The following is a 19,441-nucleotide window of genomic DNA, read 5'->3' as shown; positions in this document are numbered from 1 at the left end:
CTTCTAAATTTATGATTGGATTTGAGACGTCGTTTCACAAATATATTGGTTAATTCTAAAATAGTTTTAGTTAATTTGCATTAATTATGAAATTACAGCATCAAGTCGTTTTATCGATAGGCAGCAACCAAGGCAGCAGACTAGAAAACATTCAGAAATGTATTGATTTAATACACCAAAATGTGGGAACTGTCATTCAGGTTTCAAAACTTTATGAAACACCTGCATGGGGTTTTGAAAGTGATGCTTTTTATAATTGTGCACTTCTTTTGCACACCTATTCGTCTGCGCAAAAAATACTCAATCAGATTTTAAAAGTCGAAAAAGAACTGGGAAGAATTCGCTTGAATAAAGAAGGATATCAATCTAGAATTATTGATGTTGATTTGATTGCTTTTGATGCTGAAATAATTGATACAGAAAAGCTTCAGGTTCCGCATCCATTAATGCAGAATAGAAATTTTGTTTTGTTGCCAATGCAAGATTTAAAGTTGAATTGGAAACATCCTATTTTGCAGAAAACAATTTCAGAATTGATCTCGATTACTCCAGATGACAGTGTATGTACGGTTGTTCAGGATTTGAAAAGTCCGATTAGCGAAATTCCAATAAATCACTTTAATTATGTAGCTTTTGAAGGGAATATCGGAGCAGGAAAAACGACTTTAGTACACAAAATTGCAGAAGATTTTAACGGAAAAACGGTTTTAGAAAGATTTGCAGATAATCCGTTTTTACCAAAGTTTTACAAAGATCAGAATCGATATGCGTTTCCTTTAGAAATGTCTTTTTTAGCCGATCGCTATCAACAATTGGCAGATGATTTGGCGCAGTTTGATCTGTTTAAAGATTTTATAGTTGCAGATTATCATATTTTTAAATCACTGATTTTTGCAAAAATCACGCTTGCTGAGGATGAATATCGTTTGTATAGAAATCTGTTCGATATTATTTACAAAGAAATGCCGAAACCAGATTTGTATATTTATTTGTACCAAAATACAGATCGCCTTCTTCAAAATATCAAAAAGCGCGGACGTATTTATGAACAGAATATTGAAGCTGAGTATTTAGAAAAAATCAATAACGGTTATTTAGAATACATAAAATCCCAAGCCGATTTGAATGTTTTAATTATTGATGTTTCTGACCGTGATTTTGTAAAAAATCACGAAGATTATCTTTATATTTTAAATGAAATTAAGAATAAAACTGCTTCTTAAATTTTATATTATTCCAAGCTGTTTTCTAAGTTTTGCAGATAGTTTTTCCTGAACAAGGCGATAAGACTGCTGAATGTATTTTTCCCATTCTGATTTTTTCATTCGCGTAATATCATCAATTAAAACCCATTTGTATTTAGCAACATAAGGCGCAGGTTTAAATCCAGGTTTATTGCTCATTTCTTCGAATTCTTCATCCAAAACTTTAAATGAAGCTGATGTTGGATTTTGGTCAAGTCCAACTACGCAATACATTTTTGAACCTACTGAAAATACAAGATCGTGTTCCCATTTTATATCTTCGGTTGTGCCAGTCAGTTTTTGACAGATTTCTCGAATGGTTTCTATATTCATATTATCTTTTTAATGTAAAATGTCCTCTTAAAACTGGCATTGAATCGTCTACTTTTAATGCATACCAATAATCAGATGAAGGAAGAGGAACTTGATTTAATGTGCCATCCCAGCTCATTTTGAAACGGCTTAATTGTGCTATTAGTTTTCCGTAACGATCAAAAATTGTGACTACGGCCTGAGGGTAATTCTCCATTCCCGTTACTTCCCATACATCGTTGTAAGTATCATTGTTTGGCGTAAAAAAAGCAGGGAAAACAAGAACTACAAATTGTTTAGTAGTTCCACCACATCCACTTTTTTCTCGTGCATAAGCAGTTTGTAATCCGCCAGGAACATCATAAAAAACAGTTGAATTTTGATAATTAACGCCATCAACAGAGTACTCAAAATAATCTTCTGCTTTTACAGGATAAATAATAGCTCTTGTGCCTTCAACATCCACACGTGCAATTTGAGGAATCATATGCTCTTCAACAATAATTGTTTTTGTACTCGAACAGTTTTCAGGACTTGTAACAACTACAGTATATTTACCTCCTTTGCTAACCGTAATTTGTTGAGAGGTTTCATTAGCATTTGACCATGAATAGCTCATTCCAGTAATTCCTGCATCTAATGTTATGGATTGAAATTGACATAAAGGCAAAGTCTCATCCGTAACCGCTGGTGGAGTGTAAATTACAATGTTTACAGGAGTTCTGGTAGTATTTACGCATCCATTATTTGATGCTTCAGCATAATAAGTAGTATTGGATGAAATTGTTGGCGTGGTAAAAGCTGTTCCTTGAAAAATACTTGTTTGATCAGTTGGAGAAGTATACCAGTTTATAATTCCAATATTTGAAGTGGCTTTAATTGTTAAAGTTCCTGGACCACAATTTGTATATGTTTCTTGTTCTGCAATAGGAGTTGAAGGAGTAGCATATACATTTGCTTTTACTGATTTACGGTTGGATTCGCAGCCAGCATCAACATAATAAGTTGTAGTTGTCGTTATTGTTGGGGTAGTATAAGTTGGACCTGTTGCTAATAAATTTCCGCCAACTAGAGCGTCAAACCATCTAATTGTTGCTCCAGCAGTTGATGTTGCATTAAAGGAGAAACTTCCTGAATCGCAAACTGGAGTTGGATCAATAGCTGGAGTTGCTACAGGAATTGTGATTTTGGTACTGGTAGCAATTTCTAGCGGGGCTTCACCAGGCATTCCTCCATATTCCACCACATATCCTTTTGGCTGATAATTACCAGTGGTATCTCCTGTATTGGATAAGTCGTTCCAAGAACCTCTTATCCCAACACCGGGCTGGGTGATGTGAGCATAATCTTCATCACCTTGTTGGTTAGGTTCGCCTGTATTCCAAAAAGCATAATTTGGTGTCGAGCCATTTGCATTTCCGTTCCAAAAAATAGTTCCAGTTTCTGGGCCTGTAACCCATTTCCAGACACCTTCTGTTTCGGCATCACTTCCTCCAATCCATCCCGTTCCAGAAGCTTGCTCACCAATTAATTTGGCTTCATCAGCCGACAATATAGTGGCTAAATAACCTTGAAGGCCATAATAGGTACGGGTTGCCGCTGCATCTTTCGCAGATGTCCATGTTATTCCGATACTTGGAACATATTCGTAATAATGTTGTGTAGATGGTAAATAATTTGCTTTACCCATTGTTATAGAAAATGTCCTGATTCCAGAAGCTGTTGCAGAAGAATTTGTAAAGACAACATCTTTAATAGCATCAACAAAATCAGAATATACAACATCAGCTCCCGTTGGACTAGATAATGTAAGTTTCCCAGCAGTTGCATCCCAGTTTGTGGTAATATTTGAATGTGCTGTAGGATTTGAAAGTTCTAGTTTGTCAAAGCCGCTAGAATATCCTGAAGAAATTTGAATATAAACTGCCTCAGTTCCAGTATCTGATAGATCATTTGTTATAGTAACATCTTCCACAATATTTATAGTAGTTTTAGGGCAGTATAATTGATCTCCTGTGGCTTTTATTTTTGGTGGGGCAACAGCTGCGAATCGGTTGCAATCGTTCGAATAATTGGAAGTGTTGTCTTTATAAGCGAACCAATTGGCATTAGAATAATTTTCGTTGTCTACTTGAATGCAGGCAAGAGCTGGATTGGTTTTAAAATCCATAGCAGTAATTCTTGAATTCTGTCCGTTTTTTAAGTTTAAAGAAGTCAATTGGTTATAATCACACCAAAAGTTAATTAAATTGCTATTTGTTGAGACATCTAAACTTGTTAATTGATTGTAGCGGCAATTTAGAACTAAGAGCTTTGTGTTGCTTGTAACATTTAGAGAAGTTAAATGATTAGCAAGTGTATTGAAATATTCTAAATCAATATTTCTAGAAATATCAATACTTGATAAATTATTCGAAGCGCAACTTAAATCTCTTAAGAGGAGATTTTTAGATAAATCCAAAGAACTTATTTGATTTGCGGTACAACTTAAACTTGTCAAAGAAGTGTTATTTCTAATGTCTAAAGCGGTTAATCTATTGTTGAAACAAAAGAGCGTTTTTAAAAGTACATTTGTTGAGACATCTAAACTGTTTAATTTGTTATTCTCTACAAATAAAACTTCTAAAGCAGTATTCTTTGCCAGATCAATGTTTGTGAGTTCGTTATAGCCACAATTTAAATATCTAAGTTTTAAATTATTTGAAAGGTTTAAAGAAGCGATTTTATTTCTTCTATAAGGATTATTAGGATCTATTAATCCTAGATTTAAGGACTCTAATTGTGTAAAAGCTTCGATTCCTGTTAAATCAATAATATTCCTGCCAGGAATTTCTAATATTTTTACATTGGTAACATTTGCAGTCAATACCTGACCGTCAATAGTGCCACTATCAATATTTAAATCGATTAAAGCTTGTTCGAAATTTGGGTCAGGAATTGGGGTATATTGTTGTGCAAATCCAATGAAACCGGACAGCAGTAAAATGAATAAAAAAGAAATTTTTACAGAGTAATTATTTTTCATTTTATAAAAGTATCACTTTTATAATAATAAAAAAATATATTTACATTTCTAACATTTTATGGTTTGAAAATATAGTAAAATCACATTTTTTTAAGAAAAAGGCTGTTTGTTTTTATTCAGGCCAGTTTATTTTTTGAAATAAATCCCAAACTACAATTCCGGCACTTACAGAGATATTGAGAGAGTGTTTTGTTCCTAGCTGAGGAATTTCAATACATCCGTCACAGATTGCAACAGCTTCTTGTGATACACCATAAACTTCGTTACCAAAAACTAAAGCATATTTTTGGCCTTTTTCGATTTTAAAATCCTGAAGAAATACAGAACTTTCAACTTGCTCAATAGCCATTGTGAGCACATTTTCTTTTTTTAGATTTTCAATCACTTCCAAAACATTCTCATGGTGTTCCCAAGCAACAGTTTCAGTTGCGCCAAGAGCGGTTTTATGAATTTCTTTGTTTGGTGGAGTTGCAGTAATACCGCATAAAATGATCTTTTCAATCAAAAACGCATCAGCTGTTCTAAAAACAGAACCAATATTGTGAAGACTTCGAATATCGTCTAAAACTAATATTAAAGGGGTTTTCTCCGATTTTTTAAAATCTTCAATTGATTTACGGTCTAGTTCGCTGTTTTCGAGTTTTCTCATCGTTTTAAATTCTAGTAATAAAAAAAGCTTCCAAAGATAAGGAAGCTTTTTGATTATTTTAAATGTTTTTCAGATTAGCTTTTTACTGGATCTGGTAAAACAGTACCTTTAATAGTAAGGATTTTTGTTGGTTGTCCTTCTGCGTTAGAAGTAACAGTTACAGTTTTTGTAAAAGCACCAACTCTGTCAGTAGCATATTTTACGCCAATAATACCTTTAGCTCCTGGAGCGATTGGTTCTTTTGGAGTAGTTGGAACAGTACAACCACAAGATCCTGTAGTGTTAGTAATGATTAATGGTTTAGTTCCGTTGTTAACAAAAACAAATTCACGTTTTCCATCAGCATTGTGAGCGATAGTTCCGTAGTCAATAGTTTCAGTTTCGAAAAGCATTCCTGCTCCTTCAACTTTAGCAACTTTAGTAGCTTTAGCTTTTTTAGTTGTTTGTGCATTTGTAGCCGTGATACCAGCAACAGCCAACATAGCGAATAAAATTATTTTTTTCATCTTTAAGGGTCTTTTTTTAAATGATAAACAAAGCTATATAAAAAACTTAAATCAGTAACTAAAAATATCTTAAAATATTTTAATTTTTGAAGCTTTTCATATGCGGCTAAAAAAGCATAAATTCGCTGTCTTAATTTTTCATTTAAAAACATTACAATTTGGCAGCTAAAGAGAAAGTGGTGAAGGAAACACCTTTAATGAAACAGTACAACGAAATCAAGGCTAAATATCCTGATGCATGTCTGCTTTTCAGAGTAGGAGATTTTTATGAAACCTTTGGAGAAGACGCCATTAGAGCTTCTAAAATTTTAGGGATAACCTTAACTAAAAGAGGAGCAGGGTCTGATACCGAAACAGCGCTGGCTGGGTTTCCGCATCATTCTGTAAATACTTATTTGCCAAAATTGGTAAAAGCTGGACTTCGTGTAGCGATCTGTGATCAGCTGGAAGATCCAAAAATGACTAAAACAATCGTGAAAAGAGGTGTAACGGAGCTAGTAACTCCGGGAGTTTCTTTAAATGATGAGGTTTTGCAATCAAAATCAAACAACTTCTTAGCATCCGTTTATTTTGCTAATAAAAATATCGGAATTTCATTTTTAGATGTTTCGACAGGAGAGTTTTTGACCGCTCAGGGAAATGCAGAATACATTGATAAATTACTGCAGAACTTTAATCCAAGCGAAGTTTTGGTTCCAAAAAATAATAAGAATGATTTTAAAACTGCTTTTGGAGAAGATTTTCATAGTTTTTACTTGGAAGATTGGATTTATAAAGAAGATTATGCTTTAGAAACACTGACAAAGCATTTCCAGACGAATTCCTTAAAAGGATTTGGTGTTGAGGAATTAAAAGAAGGGATTATTGCTTCTGGTGCTATTTTGTATTATCTGTCAGAAACGCAGCATAATCGTGTACAGCATATCACTGCAATTCAGCGTATTGCTGAAGATGCTTATGTTTGGATGGATCGTTTTACGATTAGAAATTTAGAATTATATCACAGCTATAATCCGAATGCAGTTACTCTTTTGGATGTTATTGATAAAACACTTTCTCCGATGGGAGGACGTTTGTTAAAAAGATGGTTGGCTTTGCCTTTAAAAGATGCAAACAAAGTAAAAAGCCGTCATGAAGTTGTGGCTTATTTAAAGTCAAATCCTGAAATTCTGCATAATATTCAATATCAGATTAAACAGATTTCAGATTTGGAACGTTTAATTTCTAAAATTGCTGCAGGAAAAGTTTCTCCTCGTGAAATCGTGTATTTAAAGGAATCTTTGGATGCCATTATTCCAATTAAAACTCTTGCGCTAGAAAGTCCGCAGGAAGCTGTTAAAGTAATCGGAGACAGTTTGCATGCTTGCGATCTGCTTCGCGAAAAAATTAAAACGACTTTAAATCAAGATGCGCCTGTTGCAATTTCAAAAGGAAATGCTATTGCGAGCGGAATAAATGAAGAATTGGACGAGCTTCGTGCGATTTCGACTTCAGGAAAAGAATTTTTAGAAGGAATTGAAAAACGTGAATCTGAAAGAACAGGAATTTCTTCATTGAAAATTTCTTTTAATAATGTTTTCGGATATTATATTGAAGTTAGAAATACCCATAAAGATAAAGTTCCAGAAGAATGGATTCGTAAACAGACTTTGGTAAACGCAGAGCGTTATATTACTGAAGAATTAAAAGAATACGAAACCAAAATTTTAGGAGCAGAAGAAAAAATTTATAAAATAGAAAGTGAGCTTTTTGAGCAATTAGTAGCGTGGATTTCTACTTACATTAAACCAGTTCAAATGAACGCGTATTTGGTTGCGCAATTGGATTGTTTGTGTTCATTTACGCAAATGGCTGTTGAAAACCAATACGTGCAGCCTGAAATCGATGATACATTCGAATTGGATATCAAAAACGGAAGACATCCTGTGATTGAAAAACAATTGCCTGTTGGTACACCATATATTGCAAATGATGTTTTCTTAGATAGAGAAATGCAGCAGATTATTATGATTACCGGACCGAACATGTCGGGTAAGTCAGCAATTTTAAGACAAACGGCATTAATTGTGCTTTTGGCTCAAATGGGAAGTTTTGTTCCTGCTGATAGCGTTAGAATGGGAATTGTCGATAAGATTTTTACTCGAGTTGGAGCTTCAGATAATATTTCGATGGGAGAATCTACTTTTATGGTAGAAATGAATGAAACGGCTTCTATTTTGAATAACCTATCAGATAGAAGTTTGGTGTTGTTAGATGAGATTGGAAGAGGAACAAGTACTTATGACGGAATCTCGATTGCTTGGGCAATTGCCGAATTCTTGCACGAACACCCAGGAAGAGCTAAAACGCTTTTTGCGACGCATTATCATGAGCTGAATGAAATGACGGAATCGATGCCGAGAATTCAGAATTTCAATGTGGCAGTAAAAGAGTTAAAGGATACCGTTCTTTTTGTTAGAAAGCTAGTAAAAGGAGGAAGCGCACATAGTTTTGGAATTCACGTAGCAAAAATGGCTGGAATGCCTCAATTGGTTATTTCGAAAGCGCAAAAGCTTTTAAAGAAATTAGAAAAGAATCATTCAAGTGATGCTTTAAACGGAATAAAATCGGCAAATGAAGAAATGCAAATGAGTTTCTTTAATTTAGATGATCCTTTGTTGGAAGAGATAAAAGAAGAGATTTTGAATCTCGATATTAATGCAATTACACCGGTAGAAGCATTGATGAAACTGAATGAGATCAAAAGAATGTTGGTTAAAAAATAAAATTCAAAAATTTTTCAATTTTAAACTTTAGGTTATCAGAACGTTATAAAATAAGTCGATTTTTTTTTGAAAAAACGCTTGTGTAATTGAATAAATGTCCTAAATTTGCACTCGCAATACGAAACAAATCAAGTGTTGCAGTTCTTAATAAAATTTGAAAATGCGAAAATAGCTCAGTTGGTAGAGCGCGACCTTGCCAAGGTCGAGGTCGCGGGTTCGAGCCCCGTTTTTCGCTCTAAAACCATACAATGCTCGGATGGTGAAATTGGTAGACACGCTGGACTTAAAATCCAGTGAACAGCAATGTTCGTGCGGGTTCAAGTCCCGCTCTGAGTACTAAAGCCTCTTCTTTTGAAGAGGCTTTTTTTATTTGTAGACTTGCAAAGAATGAATTTACATAGTAAATTTATTGAGATCTCGAATCTTAGGATTTTAAAAATCTAAAATCAATAATCTAAAATCTAAAATCTAAAATTTCTAAATGGGTGCTTTTGTAATTAGCAAGCGATTTAATGATGAATATAAGTTTACGTTTACTTCTCGAAAGGGGAAAGTGATTTTTACAAGTTTAAGTTATGAATTGAGGTTTGAGTGCGAAGAAGATATTGAGAAGTTTAAAGCGAATATTGATCTTGCGAAATTTTTGAAATTTAAAGGCTCTGGCGGAAAGTATTTTTTTAAATTGATGCTTGGTGATGTTCACTTTGCTACAAGTCGAAAATATAGTACAGAATTGCTTTTGCAGAAAGGAATAAAAGAAATTGTAACGTATTCTTCAAGATCGGAGATTTTGGATTTTTCTTCGAGTGAATCAATTTTTGGTGATGAGGAATCTGAGGAAGAATTAGAAGAAGCGGCTGAGTAAGAAAAAAAAATATAGGCAATAAAAAAAGCGTTCGTAGTTACGAACGCTTTTTTTATTGTTGAAGTGGATTAAAGGAAAAATTAATCACAAAAAAAAACCATCTATAAAGATGGTTTTAAAATCGTTAGAATTTAGGTTCTAATTATTTTTTTACTTCTTCTACTTTGGCAGCAGCAGAATCAACTTTAGCAGCAGCAGAATCAACAGTTGCAGCAGCAGAATCAACAACAGCAGCAGCTGAATCAACAGCAACAGCAGTAGAATCTACAGCAGGAGCTTCAGCAGCAGCGTCAGCTTTTTTACAAGATACAACAGTTAATACAGCAACAACAGCTAAACTTAAAAATACTTTTTTCATCTTACTTTATTATAAAAGGTTAATTATTAATTCGTGGCAAAGATATAAATTTTTTAATATGTAAAATATTTTTTCACTTTTTTTTTAAAATATTTTCCTTGCTCACGTTTATCTTATTTATCAAAGAATATGCCAAAATTATAAATTTTTCTTAAATTATCTAATTTCTAGTCTAAATATTTTTTTATTGAATAATCTCTATGAAAATCAGTTGTTTAGCTTCTCTGATTTAAGGTTTGTTCTGTTTTTTAAGAATATTTAGGTAGAATTGTTTTTGCTTATTTCTTCAAATTTAACAATTTTAGCAAATCAAAAGGTTATGAGATGAGTTTTATAATCGTTTCAGTAGCTCCTTTATTGTTTTGAATAAATGATTTGCAGATTTTACTTTTTTCTTCTAGAAAGTTTTTGTCATTCAATAATTGATCAAAAACGGCCTTAAGTTCTGCGCTCGTTGAAATTGTTACGCAACCACCGATTTCTACTAAAGCAACAGCTTCTGCAAAATTCGAATAGTTTGGACCAATTACAATTGGAATTCCAAAAGTAGCAGGTTCTAATATGTTGTGTATTCCAGGATTTCCGAATCCGCCACCGACATACGCTATGGTTCCGTAACTATAAATCTTAGTAAGAATTCCAATCGTATCAATTATAAAGACATTATAGCCTGAAAGGTCTTTATTTTCTTTTTCTGAGAATAAAATTGTCGATTTTGTAATTTTTGATAGAAGATCTGAGATTTGATCTTGCTTGATATTGTGCGGTGCAATTATAAATTTTACGTAATCAGGTGCTTGATTAATGTATTCTGCAATTAAAATTTCATCTTTTGGCCATGAACTTCCGATAACTATCGTCGGTTGGTTGTTTTTAAAATTCTCCACATAATCCAATCGGTTGTCTCTTTCTAAAATAGCATTTACACGATCAAAACGAGTATCGCCAGAAACAATTACATTATTGAAGCCAAGACTTTCTATCTTTTGTTTTGATTTTTCGTTTTGAACAAAGAAATAAGTAAAAGCATTTAGTGCTTTTCTGTAGAAACCGCCATACCATTTAAAAAACATCTGATTGTCTCTGAAAATCCCAGAAATTAAATAAGTTGGCGTTTTGCTTTTTTCTAGTTCCTTTAAATAGTTCAGCCAAAATTCATATTTAATAAAAAATGAAAGTTCGGGATGAACCAACTTTAAAAATCTTTTTGCGTTGCTTTTAGAATCAAGCGGTAAATAAACTGTAACATCAGCGACTGTGTTATTTTTACGCACTTCGTATCCAGATGGTGAAAAAAAGGTTATAATTATCTTATGTTCAGGATATTTTTCTTTAATTTTTTCTATAACAGGAAGTCCTTGTTCGTATTCTCCAAGAGAAGCGGAATGAAACCAAATGGTTTTGTCATCTTCTTTGATTTTTTCTTCTAAAATTAAAAACACATTTTTTCGGCCTTCAATAAAAAGCTTAATTTTCGGACTAAACAATGCTATGATTTTTAAGAAAAAACCTGCAAGATATATGGCTAGATTGTATAAAAAAAGCATGTAATTTTTTTTGCAGCTAAATTACATTTCTTTCGACTATTTTCATTGGTTTGAAGCTATTAATAACTATTTTTGTTCCTCCTTTTAGAGATTTCTATTAAAAATAGAGTCTTTAATTTTTAAATATTATTCGAAATGAAAAAAATACAAATGGTTGACTTAAAAAGTCAATACGAGAAAATAAAATCTACTGTAGATGCTTCAATTCAAGAAGTTTTAGACACAAATACTTACATCAACGGACCTTTGGTTCATCAGTTTCAAAAAAATCTTGAAGACTATTTAGGAGCAAAACATGTTATTCCTTGTGCAAATGGTACAGATGCATTGCAGATTGCGATGATGGGATTAGATTTGAAGCCAGGTGATGAAGTAATTACTGCCGATTTTACTTTTGCTGCTACTGTTGAGGTTATTGCTTTATTGCAGTTAACTCCTGTTTTAGTTGATGTTGATTTGCATAATATGAACATCGATATTGATGCAGTAAAAAAAGCCATTACACCAAAAACAAAAGCAATTGTTCCAGTTCATTTATTTGGACGTGCTGCGAACATGGATGCGATTATGGAAATTGCTAAAGAACATAATCTATATGTAATTGAAGATAACGCTCAAGCAATTGGCGCAGATTATATTTCTAAATCTGGATCAAAGGTGAAAGTTGGTACAATTGGTCACGTTGCGGCAACTTCATTCTTTCCTTCTAAAAACCTTGGATGTTATGGAGATGGAGGAGCAATTTTTACAAATGATGATAAATTGGCGCACATTATCCGCGGAATCGTAAATCACGGAATGTACGAGCGCTACCACCATGACGTTGTAGGTGTGAATTCACGTTTAGATAGTATTCAGGCCGGAGTTTTAAATGCAAAACTTCCTTTATTAGATGAGTATAATAAAGCACGTCGTTTAGCGGCAACTAAATATAATGCATCTTTCGCTGGAAATGCACATATCATAACTCCAGATTTTGATGCAAACGAAAATGATCACGTTTTTCATCAATATGTATTGAGAATTTTAGATGCTGATAGAAATGCTTTAATGCAACATTTATTAGATAAAGGAATTCCTTGTGCAATTTATTATCCAATTCCGTTGCATTCTCAAAAAGCATATTTAGATCCGCGTTACAAAGAGGAGCAGTTTCCTGTTACAAACCAATTGGTGCAAGAGGTAATTGCTTTGCCAATGCATACTGAACTTGACGACGAACAGATTAAATTTATTACCGATTCTGTTTTAGAGTTTTTGAATAAATAAAAATGAAAAGAGTTAGTCTTTTACTTTTAATGGTATTTTTTCAGTATTCGGTTTTTTCTCAAAAAACGAATGCTAAAGAAGAGGATGCTATAAAAAGTCAGGTTGAAATCTTGCGACAGGCAATGATTGATGCTGATGGAGCAAAGTTAAAAGCGTTGACTTCTGATCAATTGAATTATGTTCATTCTAATGGCAATTTTCAAAACCAAGCTGAATTTATAGAAGGAATAGTAAGTGGAAAATCTGATTTTGTTTCTATCGATTTTCAAAACCAAACTATAACAATTCAGAATGATGTTGCTATCGTTAGACATGTTTTATCGGCTCATACCAAAGATGATGGTATAGATCGAGATATTAAAATAGGAATAATGTTGGTTTGGCAGAAACAAAAAAATAAATGGATTCTTATTGCTAGACAGGCATATAAATTAACTACATAACAAACAACCACAAAATGAAAGTATTAGTAACAGGAGGATTGGGATTTATTGGTTCTCACACTGTAGTCGAATTGCAAAATGAAGGCTTCGAAGTTGTGATAATTGATAATCTTTCAAACTCTTCAGAAGATGTTTTAAAAGGAATTACAGCGATTACAGGAAAAACGCCTTTATTCGAAAAAATTGATTTAAGAGAAAAAAGCGACGTTCGGGATTTCTTTAAAAAACATAATGATGTTACTGGTGTAATTCATTTTGCGGCTTCAAAAGCTGTTGGTGAAAGTGTTGAACAGCCATTATTGTACTATGAAAACAACATTAGCAGTTTAGTTTATCTTTTACAGGAATTACAGCAAAAACCTGAAGCGAGTTTTATTTTCAGTTCTTCTTGTACGGTTTACGGTCAAGCCGAAAAAATGCCAATTACAGAAGATGCTCCAGTTCAAACTGCTATGTCTCCTTACGGAAATACAAAACAGATTGGAGAAGAAATTATTACAGATACAGCTAAAGTTACCAATATCAGCGCTATTTTATTACGCTACTTTAATCCGGTTGGAGCACACGAATCTGTACAGATTGGTGAATTGCCGTTGGGTGTTCCTCAAAATTTAGTTCCGTTTATTACACAAACGGGAGTAGGTTTACGTCAGGAATTATCTGTTTTTGGAAACGATTACCCAACACCAGACGGAACTGCAGTTCGTGATTATATTCACGTAGTAGATTTAGCAAAAGCACACGTAATTGCTTTACAGCGTTTGTTGAATAAAAAGAATTTAGCAAAAGTTGAAACATTCAATTTAGGAACAGGAAAAGGAAGTTCTGTTCTTGAAGTCATTCACAGTTTTGAAAAAGTCAGCGGTAAAAACTTGCCTTATAAGATGATGCCTCGTCGCGAAGGTGATATTACTGAGGCGTACGCAAATACAGATAAGGCAAATAATGTCTTAGGATGGAAGGCTGAATTAAGTCTGGATGAAGCGATGGCAAGTGCTTGGAAATGGGAACAAAAAGTGAGGAATAAGTAATTTTTAATAAAATTATAAATTTTTGAAATCCCAGATTATAGCAATATAGTTTGGGATTTTTTTTAGCTATTAATTATCATGAAAGAAAGTTTAGATTATAAATTAATATTTGCCCTAGCGGCTGTTGGAATTATTTGGGGAACGACCTTTTTAGGAATTAGAGTTGCCGTTGAAACGATTCCGCCTTGGTTTGTAACTTCAATTCGTCAAGGTCTTGCGGGATTAATTATGATGACCATTTTATTATACAAAAAAGAATTAAAATGGATTGGATGGGGGAATTTTAAACAGCAGCTTATTGCTTCGGTTTTAATGCTTGTAATTGCAAATGGTTTTATGACAATTGCAGAGCAGAATATCCCAAGTGGATTAGCATCGGTTATTAATGCGCTGACTCCAATCCTTATTTTCTTAGGAAGTATTCTCTTTGGATTGCAAAAAATGAGTTTAAAGGGATTTATAGGTGTAATTATTGGATTCTCTGGTGTAGTTTTTATCTTTAAAGATGGACTCGGATCATTTTTAGATGTTAATTACAGAACAGGAATGATATTTATGGGATTTGCAATTTTGGCTTGGGCGGCTGGAACAATTTATACCAAAACGCATGCTAATAAATCGAAAAATATAACGCTCAATTTGTTTTACCAATTTACAATCGCATCTTGTATTCAGTTAGTCTTGGCTTCAATATTCTCACCAAATCCAAATTTTAACTCGTGGAGTTCAAAAAGTGTTTTTGCGGCTTTGTATTTATCAATATTCGGATCTGTAATTGCTTTCTTTTGTTATAATTATGCACTAAAACATGTTACAGCTGTTCAGGTTTCTATTTTGTCCTACATCAATACCATAATTGCTGTTTTCTTAGGTTGGTTGCTTTTAGATGAAGTAATTACGATTGATTTTATTATTGCTACAGTTTTAATTATTCTTGGGGTATTTATTGTGAATTACAAGAAGAAAGAAAAGAAGGTTTTGTAGTATTCTTTTAGTATGTCATTTCGACGAAGGAGAAATCTTCGCAAGTAGCTCGGCAAAGTTTTTAGACTTTCTATGTAGAGTTTCTTGCGAAGATTTCTCCTTCGTCGAAATGACAAAAAGCTCTGAAAAACAAAATTTTTTCAGAGCTTTTTGTATGTATAGTTTTTAACTGATTACTAAAAAGTGAATACTGAACACTTAAAATTAAGCATTAGCTGTAGCGGCCTCTTTATTAATTTTATTAATCAATCCAGTTAAAACTTTTCCAGGACCAACTTCAGTAAACAAAGTCGCGCCGTCAGCAATCATTTGCTGTACAGATTGTGTCCATCTTACAGGAGCAGTCAATTGAATAATTAAGTTCTTCTTAATTTCATTTGCATCAGAAACTGCATTTGCAGTAACGTTTTGATATACTGGACAAATTGGAGTAGAGAAAGTGGTTGCTTCAATTGCGGCAGCCAATTCTTCTCTTGCAGGTTCCATCATTGGAGAGTGAAATGCGCCTCCAACAGGTAAAATTAAAGCACGTTTTGCTCCAGCAGCTTTCATTGCTTCACAAGCTTTTTCAACAGCTGAAGTTTCACCAGAAATAACTAATTGACCTGGGCAGTTATAGTTAGCAGCAACCACAACACCATCGATAGAAGCACAAACTTCTTCTACAACATTATCAGCCAAACCTAAAACAGCAGCCATTGTAGATGGAGTGATTTCGCAGGCCTTTTGCATTGCTAATGCACGTTGGGAAACTAATTTTAAACCATCTTCAAAAGATAAAGTTCCATTAGCAACCAAAGCTGAAAATTCTCCTAACGAATGTCCTGCAACCATTTCCGGTTTGAAATCTTCTAAAGTTTTAGCTAAAATAACAGAGTGTAAAAATACAGCCGGCTGTGTCACTTTGGTTTCTTTTAGTTCTTCGGCAGTGCCTTCAAACATGATATCTGTAATTCTAAAACCTAGAATTTCATTAGCTTTTTCGAATAATTCTTTGGCTAAAGCCGAATTTTCATAAAGGTCTTTACCCATTCCTGTGAACTGTGCACCCTGACCCGGAAATACGTATGCTTTCATTTGTCTAATTTGTTTTTTATTTTTTTGAATTGAAAATTAGCTTCAATTGAAAAGCAAAAATAATACTTTTTTATTTCGAATAATCCTTAAACATGTAAATCCATGCTAATCTGGAAAATCGAAGGTTAAAAGGTGTGAGTAAAGTGATGGAAACTGCAATAATTGGAAGGATTCTTAAATCGAAATTTTTCTCAAAGAAAAACTGTGCAATACAATACGTCGCAATTCCTTGAGCAACAGTTAGTCCGTAGTTTACATACATAGCGCCAAAGAAATAACCAGGTTCTTTTTGAAATTTATAATTGCAGTGACTGCAGTATTCATTCATTTTTGGAAAGCTAAAATTCAGAAAGATGTTCTTGTCTGTAAAAACTTTTCCTTTATGACAAACAGGACATTCGTTTTTTAAAATATGAGTTAATGCGCTTGACATGATATTGTTAATTTTTGTTTATACAAAGGTAATTCAGAGTTCTATAAAAGTCTTTTTAGTATCTTCGCTTATTATAGCACAATAAAGACATTTGTTATGAAAAAATATCCCATTTATAGCGTTCAGAATTTTAGCTGTAACGATATTCACCGTGATTTTTATGTCAATACTTTTACAGAACATCTAAAAAATCACAGTTTTGTCGAAGAACCGCATCGTCATGATTCGTATTTAATGGTCTTTTTTACTAAAGGTTCTGGATTGCATGAAGTCGATTTTGACCAGTTTGAAATCAAAAGAGGAAGTCTTTTTGTGCTACAGCCTGGACAAATGCATCATTGGAATTTATCTGAAGATATAGAAGGTTTTGTAATTATCTTTTCGCAGGAATTGTACAATTTGTATTTCGGACAGAAAAAAATCAACGATTACAACTTTTACCATTCCATTCAAAACCGACCTGAAATGGTTTTTGAAGAAAAGGAAATTCCTAAAATCCTTCCATATTTTGATTTGCTAATTCAGGAAAATAGTCAGGCTAATAAATATCAGTTAGATAAATTATTGAATTTATTGGATTGCATTCATATTGAAGTAGCGAGAAAATATGGAGAAACCTATTCGCATCAAACGCATTCATATAATATAAAAATCAACAAGTTTGAATCGCTTTTGGAAGAATATTTCAGGACCCAAAAACTGCCTTCGTTTTATGCTGAAAAACTAAATATCACATTGAAGCATCTGAATAGAATCTGCAATGAAATTCTTCAAAAAACAGCGACAGAAGTAATTATGGATAGAGTAATCCTAGAAGTCAAAAGAATGTTGATTGATAAACAATTAGCTGTAAATGAAGTCGCATTCAAAGTTGGCTACGAAGACTATTCCTATTTCTCCCGCTTTTTCAAAAAACAGACAGGAATGTCGCCGACTGAATTTAGAAGTATAAAGTAAAAAAGGGCTTCGACTTCGCTCAGCCTGACAATCGTATTCTTAAAGATATCATATGTCAGGCTGAGTGAAGTCGAAGCCCCGTTGTTAAAAGCAAAAATCCCATACTAAAAATACAGGATTTCTTAACCAACCAATTAAATCCGAGAATGCTTAATTAGGCTTGTTTTACAAATTGTAATTCAATGTTTAAACGAACTTCTTCACCTACTAAAACACCCCCTGTTTCAAGAGCTGAGTTCCAGTTTAAACCCCAATCTTTACGATTAATTTTTCCTTCTATGCTTAAACCTACTTTTGTATTTCCCCAAGGATCAGTCATGATTCCGCTAAACTCAACTGGGAATTTCACTGTTTTTGAAACACCTTTAATGTCTAAATCTCCAGTTAATTCAAATTCACCATCATTAATTTTTTTGAAAGCAGAAGATTTGAAAGTTAATTTTGGATGATTTTCAGCGTCAAAGAAATCACCACTTCTTAAATGTCCATCGCGATCTGCGTTTGCAGTGTCAACTGAAGCGATATCAGCAGAAAAACTGAAATCTGCATTATCAAAACTTTCGCCTTCTGTAATTGCAGAAGCATCATAAGTTCCAAATTTTCCTGAAACATTAGTAAACATCATGTGTTTAACTTTAAAACCAATTTCTGAGTGAGTTGGGTCAATTGACCATTTTGTAGTTGCCATAATTTTATTTTTTTAAATAATTAATTTGTTTCATTTTGATAGGACAAAGTTACGGTGACAGTTGTCCTAGAGCACTTAACCTAGATTAAGAAATAAAAAATGTGATAAGTTTTTGATTATCACATTTTGTGTTTTCGTTGTCGCTCTGAGCAGAGTCGAAAAGTTATTTTTTATTATTCATGTAAAATGTCAAAGCTCCCGACGGACATTTATTAACAGTAGAAATTATTTTTTCAGTTGTAGATTGCTCTGGAGTAATCCAAGGTTTTTCTTTTGGACGAAAGACATCTGGATTGTTTTTGACACAATTAGCCGAATGAATGCATTTTCCAGATTGCCATACGATTGTTACTTCGCCGTTTGTATATTCTTTAATGAGATTATTTGGATTCATGGTTTAAAATTTTAAGAGTTAGTTTAATTTTAAAGTCAGACCAATTTTTTTACTTATAAAGTTAGTCTTTCTTTTTTGAAATGGAAGAAAAAAAGAAACGATAATAATCTGATTTACAGATTTATTATCGTTTCAAAGTACAGGTATTAATTGTTTTTGTTTGAATTAATAATTCATCGGAATGTCCATTAATAAAAATTCAGCATCTGTATTGGCTTTAATGTTTAAAGTATCAGTTCCTGAAATTCCAACTGCATCACGAGAATTTAATTCCTGACCGTTGATGGTTACATTTCCTTTCAAAACGAAAGCATAAACTCCGTTTCCTTCTTTTTTGATTTTGTATTCAGCAGTAACTCCAGAATCGAAATTACCCATATTAAACCAAGCATCTTGGTGAATCCAAACACCTTCATCATCTGCATTTGGAGATAAAACTTGAGACAATTTGTTATGTCTGTCTGCAACATCTAAAGTAATTTGCTGATAACGTGGCGCCACATTTCTTTTATTCGGAAACAACCAAATCTGCAACAATTTAGTCTGCTGATCTGCATTTGGATTAAACTCGCTATGCTGAATTCCGGTTCCCGCACTCATTACCTGAATGTCGCCATTTTTGATTACTTCAGTATTTCCCATGCTGTCTTTATGAGCCAAATCACCTTCCAACGGAATCGTAATAATCTCCATATTATCGTGAGGGTGAGTTCCAAAACCCATTCCGGCAGCAATTGTATCATCATTTAAAACACGAAGTGCTCCAAACTGAATTCTATCTGGATTGTACCAGCTCGCAAAGCTAAAGCTATGATAAGCGTTCAACCATCCATGATTTGCATTTCCTCTTGATTCTGCTTTGTGCAATACTATATTTTCCATGATTTTGTCCTT

The 19,441-nt window shown here is 33.3% G+C and carries 19 protein-coding genes and 2 tRNA genes; 10 read left to right on the top strand and 11 right to left on the bottom strand.

The features are described 5' to 3' along the window. Window positions 1-86: 86 nt before the first annotated feature. Complete coding sequence (gene folK / locus JI750_RS01535) at window positions 87-1,223, top strand: 2-amino-4-hydroxy-6-hydroxymethyldihydropteridine diphosphokinase (protein ID WP_201998505.1); 1,137 nt, start codon at window positions 87-89, stop codon at window positions 1,221-1,223. Between the two features lie 3 nt (window positions 1,224-1,226). On the opposite strand, the gene JI750_RS01530 is transcribed toward folK, so the two are convergent. The 4 genes from JI750_RS01530 to JI750_RS01515 all read right to left on the bottom strand — a co-directional run bounded on the left by JI750_RS01530 (window position 1,227) and on the right by JI750_RS01515 (window position 5,736). Beyond that, window positions 1,227-1,577: an MmcQ/YjbR family DNA-binding protein gene (locus tag JI750_RS01530; protein ID WP_201998503.1), complete on the bottom strand. Its 351-nt coding sequence runs from the start codon at window positions 1,575-1,577 to the stop codon at window positions 1,227-1,229. A gap of 1 nt (window position 1,578) precedes the next feature. Next, window positions 1,579-4,581, bottom strand: coding sequence for a T9SS type B sorting domain-containing protein (locus JI750_RS01525; protein WP_236672954.1), 3,003 nt, complete (start codon window positions 4,579-4,581; stop codon window positions 1,579-1,581). Between the two features lie 112 nt (window positions 4,582-4,693). Further along, entirely contained in the window at window positions 4,694-5,230 is a 537-nt protein-coding gene (locus JI750_RS01520) for an RNA methyltransferase (protein WP_201998500.1), read from the bottom strand. Between the two features lie 74 nt (window positions 5,231-5,304). Beyond that, window positions 5,305-5,736, bottom strand: a complete 432-nt coding sequence (locus JI750_RS01515; RefSeq protein ID WP_201998498.1) for a DUF1573 domain-containing protein — start codon at window positions 5,734-5,736, stop codon at window positions 5,305-5,307. Between the two features lie 158 nt (window positions 5,737-5,894). On the opposite strand from JI750_RS01515, the gene mutS reads away from it, so the two are divergent. The 4 genes from mutS to JI750_RS01495 all read left to right on the top strand — a co-directional run bounded on the left by mutS (window position 5,895) and on the right by JI750_RS01495 (window position 9,366). Continuing rightward, window positions 5,895-8,501: a DNA mismatch repair protein MutS gene (gene mutS / locus JI750_RS01510; protein ID WP_201998496.1), complete on the top strand. Its 2,607-nt coding sequence runs from the start codon at window positions 5,895-5,897 to the stop codon at window positions 8,499-8,501. Window positions 8,502-8,663: 162 nt separating this feature from the next. Further along, a tRNA-Gly gene (locus tag JI750_RS01505) sits at window positions 8,664-8,736 on the top strand. A 15-nt stretch (window positions 8,737-8,751) separates the two neighbouring features. Further along, window positions 8,752-8,837 (top strand) — tRNA-Leu (locus JI750_RS01500). A gap of 145 nt (window positions 8,838-8,982) precedes the next feature. Then, window positions 8,983-9,366 carry a DUF1508 domain-containing protein gene (locus JI750_RS01495; RefSeq protein WP_201998494.1) on the top strand — a complete coding sequence of 128 codons (384 nt, stop codon included), beginning with the start codon at window positions 8,983-8,985 and terminating at the stop codon, window positions 9,364-9,366. A 142-nt stretch (window positions 9,367-9,508) separates the two neighbouring features. Here the strand turns inward: JI750_RS01495 and JI750_RS01490 are convergent, their stop codons facing one another. Both JI750_RS01490 and JI750_RS01485 read right to left on the bottom strand, forming a co-directional pair. After that, entirely contained in the window at window positions 9,509-9,724 is a 216-nt protein-coding gene (locus JI750_RS01490; RefSeq protein WP_008467260.1) for a PG1828 family lipoprotein, read from the bottom strand. Between the two features lie 317 nt (window positions 9,725-10,041). Then, a complete protein-coding gene (locus JI750_RS01485; protein ID WP_201998492.1) occupies window positions 10,042-11,271 on the bottom strand; it encodes a 3-deoxy-D-manno-octulosonic acid transferase in 1,230 nt (409 codons plus the stop codon). Window positions 11,272-11,406: 135 nt separating this feature from the next. On the opposite strand from JI750_RS01485, the gene JI750_RS01480 reads away from it, so the two are divergent. The 4 genes from JI750_RS01480 (at window position 11,407) to JI750_RS01465 (ending at window position 14,998) form a co-directional block, all read left to right on the top strand. Further along, window positions 11,407-12,540, top strand: coding sequence for a DegT/DnrJ/EryC1/StrS family aminotransferase (locus tag JI750_RS01480; protein ID WP_201998490.1), 1,134 nt, complete (start codon window positions 11,407-11,409; stop codon window positions 12,538-12,540). Between the two features lie 2 nt (window positions 12,541-12,542). Further along, entirely contained in the window at window positions 12,543-12,983 is a 441-nt protein-coding gene (locus JI750_RS01475; RefSeq protein WP_201998487.1) for a nuclear transport factor 2 family protein, read from the top strand. A gap of 14 nt (window positions 12,984-12,997) precedes the next feature. Further along, window positions 12,998-14,014 (top strand): UDP-glucose 4-epimerase GalE, encoded by a 1,017-nt coding sequence (gene galE, locus JI750_RS01470; RefSeq protein ID WP_201998486.1) that lies wholly within the window; start codon window positions 12,998-13,000, stop codon window positions 14,012-14,014. 78 nt (window positions 14,015-14,092) lie between these two features. Continuing rightward, on the top strand, window positions 14,093-14,998 hold the full coding sequence (locus tag JI750_RS01465; RefSeq protein ID WP_201998484.1) for a DMT family transporter: 906 nt from the start codon (window positions 14,093-14,095) through the stop codon (window positions 14,996-14,998). Window positions 14,999-15,202: 204 nt separating this feature from the next. Here the strand turns inward: JI750_RS01465 and fabD are convergent, their stop codons facing one another. After that, a complete protein-coding gene (gene fabD / locus JI750_RS01460) occupies window positions 15,203-16,075 on the bottom strand; it encodes an ACP S-malonyltransferase (RefSeq protein ID WP_201998482.1) in 873 nt (290 codons plus the stop codon). Window positions 16,076-16,145: 70 nt separating this feature from the next. Further along, window positions 16,146-16,508, bottom strand: coding sequence for a DUF983 domain-containing protein (locus JI750_RS01455; RefSeq protein ID WP_111364963.1), 363 nt, complete (start codon window positions 16,506-16,508; stop codon window positions 16,146-16,148). A 96-nt stretch (window positions 16,509-16,604) separates the two neighbouring features. On the opposite strand from JI750_RS01455, the gene JI750_RS01450 reads away from it, so the two are divergent. Next, window positions 16,605-17,465, top strand: a complete 861-nt coding sequence (locus JI750_RS01450) for a helix-turn-helix domain-containing protein (protein WP_201998480.1) — start codon at window positions 16,605-16,607, stop codon at window positions 17,463-17,465. A gap of 154 nt (window positions 17,466-17,619) precedes the next feature. Here the strand turns inward: JI750_RS01450 and JI750_RS01445 are convergent, their stop codons facing one another. From JI750_RS01445 to JI750_RS01435, 3 genes are all read right to left on the bottom strand, one after another. Next, a complete protein-coding gene (locus JI750_RS01445; protein ID WP_201998478.1) occupies window positions 17,620-18,153 on the bottom strand; it encodes a YceI family protein in 534 nt (177 codons plus the stop codon). 163 nt (window positions 18,154-18,316) lie between these two features. Further along, complete coding sequence (locus tag JI750_RS01440; RefSeq protein ID WP_201998477.1) at window positions 18,317-18,547, bottom strand: (4Fe-4S)-binding protein; 231 nt, start codon at window positions 18,545-18,547, stop codon at window positions 18,317-18,319. Between the two features lie 165 nt (window positions 18,548-18,712). Then, window positions 18,713-19,429: a pirin family protein gene (locus tag JI750_RS01435; RefSeq protein ID WP_201998476.1), complete on the bottom strand. Its 717-nt coding sequence runs from the start codon at window positions 19,427-19,429 to the stop codon at window positions 18,713-18,715. Between the last annotated feature and the right edge of the window lie 12 nt (window positions 19,430-19,441).

This window comes from Flavobacterium tagetis (assembly GCF_016735615.1).
GTDB lineage: Bacteria > Bacteroidota > Bacteroidia > Flavobacteriales > Flavobacteriaceae > Flavobacterium > Flavobacterium tagetis.
This window is presented reverse-complemented; position numbering and strand designations above follow the sequence as displayed.

Bases quoted from the DNA above. Each gene is read 5' to 3' on its own strand.
- folK (WP_201998505.1), top strand. From the start codon at position 87: ATGAAATTACAGCATCAAGTCGTTTTATCGATAGGCAGCAACCAAGGC.
- JI750_RS01530 (WP_201998503.1), bottom strand. From the start codon at position 1,577: ATGAATATAGAAACCATTCGAGAAATCTGTCAAAAACTGACTGGCACA.
- JI750_RS01525 (WP_236672954.1), bottom strand. From the start codon at position 4,581: ATGAAAAATAATTACTCTGTAAAAATTTCTTTTTTATTCATTTTACTG.
- JI750_RS01520 (WP_201998500.1), bottom strand. From the start codon at position 5,230: ATGAGAAAACTCGAAAACAGCGAACTAGACCGTAAATCAATTGAAGAT.
- JI750_RS01515 (WP_201998498.1), bottom strand. From the start codon at position 5,736: ATGAAAAAAATAATTTTATTCGCTATGTTGGCTGTTGCTGGTATCACG.
- JI750_RS01495 (WP_201998494.1), top strand. From the start codon at position 8,983: ATGGGTGCTTTTGTAATTAGCAAGCGATTTAATGATGAATATAAGTTT.
- JI750_RS01490 (WP_008467260.1), bottom strand. From the start codon at position 9,724: ATGAAAAAAGTATTTTTAAGTTTAGCTGTTGTTGCTGTATTAACTGTT.
- JI750_RS01485 (WP_201998492.1), bottom strand. From the start codon at position 11,271: ATGCTTTTTTTATACAATCTAGCCATATATCTTGCAGGTTTTTTCTTA.
- JI750_RS01480 (WP_201998490.1), top strand. From the start codon at position 11,407: ATGAAAAAAATACAAATGGTTGACTTAAAAAGTCAATACGAGAAAATA.
- JI750_RS01475 (WP_201998487.1), top strand. From the start codon at position 12,543: ATGAAAAGAGTTAGTCTTTTACTTTTAATGGTATTTTTTCAGTATTCG.
- galE (WP_201998486.1), top strand. From the start codon at position 12,998: ATGAAAGTATTAGTAACAGGAGGATTGGGATTTATTGGTTCTCACACT.
- JI750_RS01465 (WP_201998484.1), top strand. From the start codon at position 14,093: ATGAAAGAAAGTTTAGATTATAAATTAATATTTGCCCTAGCGGCTGTT.
- fabD (WP_201998482.1), bottom strand. From the start codon at position 16,075: ATGAAAGCATACGTATTTCCGGGTCAGGGTGCACAGTTCACAGGAATG.
- JI750_RS01455 (WP_111364963.1), bottom strand. From the start codon at position 16,508: ATGTCAAGCGCATTAACTCATATTTTAAAAAACGAATGTCCTGTTTGT.
- JI750_RS01450 (WP_201998480.1), top strand. From the start codon at position 16,605: ATGAAAAAATATCCCATTTATAGCGTTCAGAATTTTAGCTGTAACGAT.
- JI750_RS01445 (WP_201998478.1), bottom strand. From the start codon at position 18,153: ATGGCAACTACAAAATGGTCAATTGACCCAACTCACTCAGAAATTGGT.
- JI750_RS01440 (WP_201998477.1), bottom strand. From the start codon at position 18,547: ATGAATCCAAATAATCTCATTAAAGAATATACAAACGGCGAAGTAACA.
- JI750_RS01435 (WP_201998476.1), bottom strand. From the start codon at position 19,429: ATGGAAAATATAGTATTGCACAAAGCAGAATCAAGAGGAAATGCAAAT.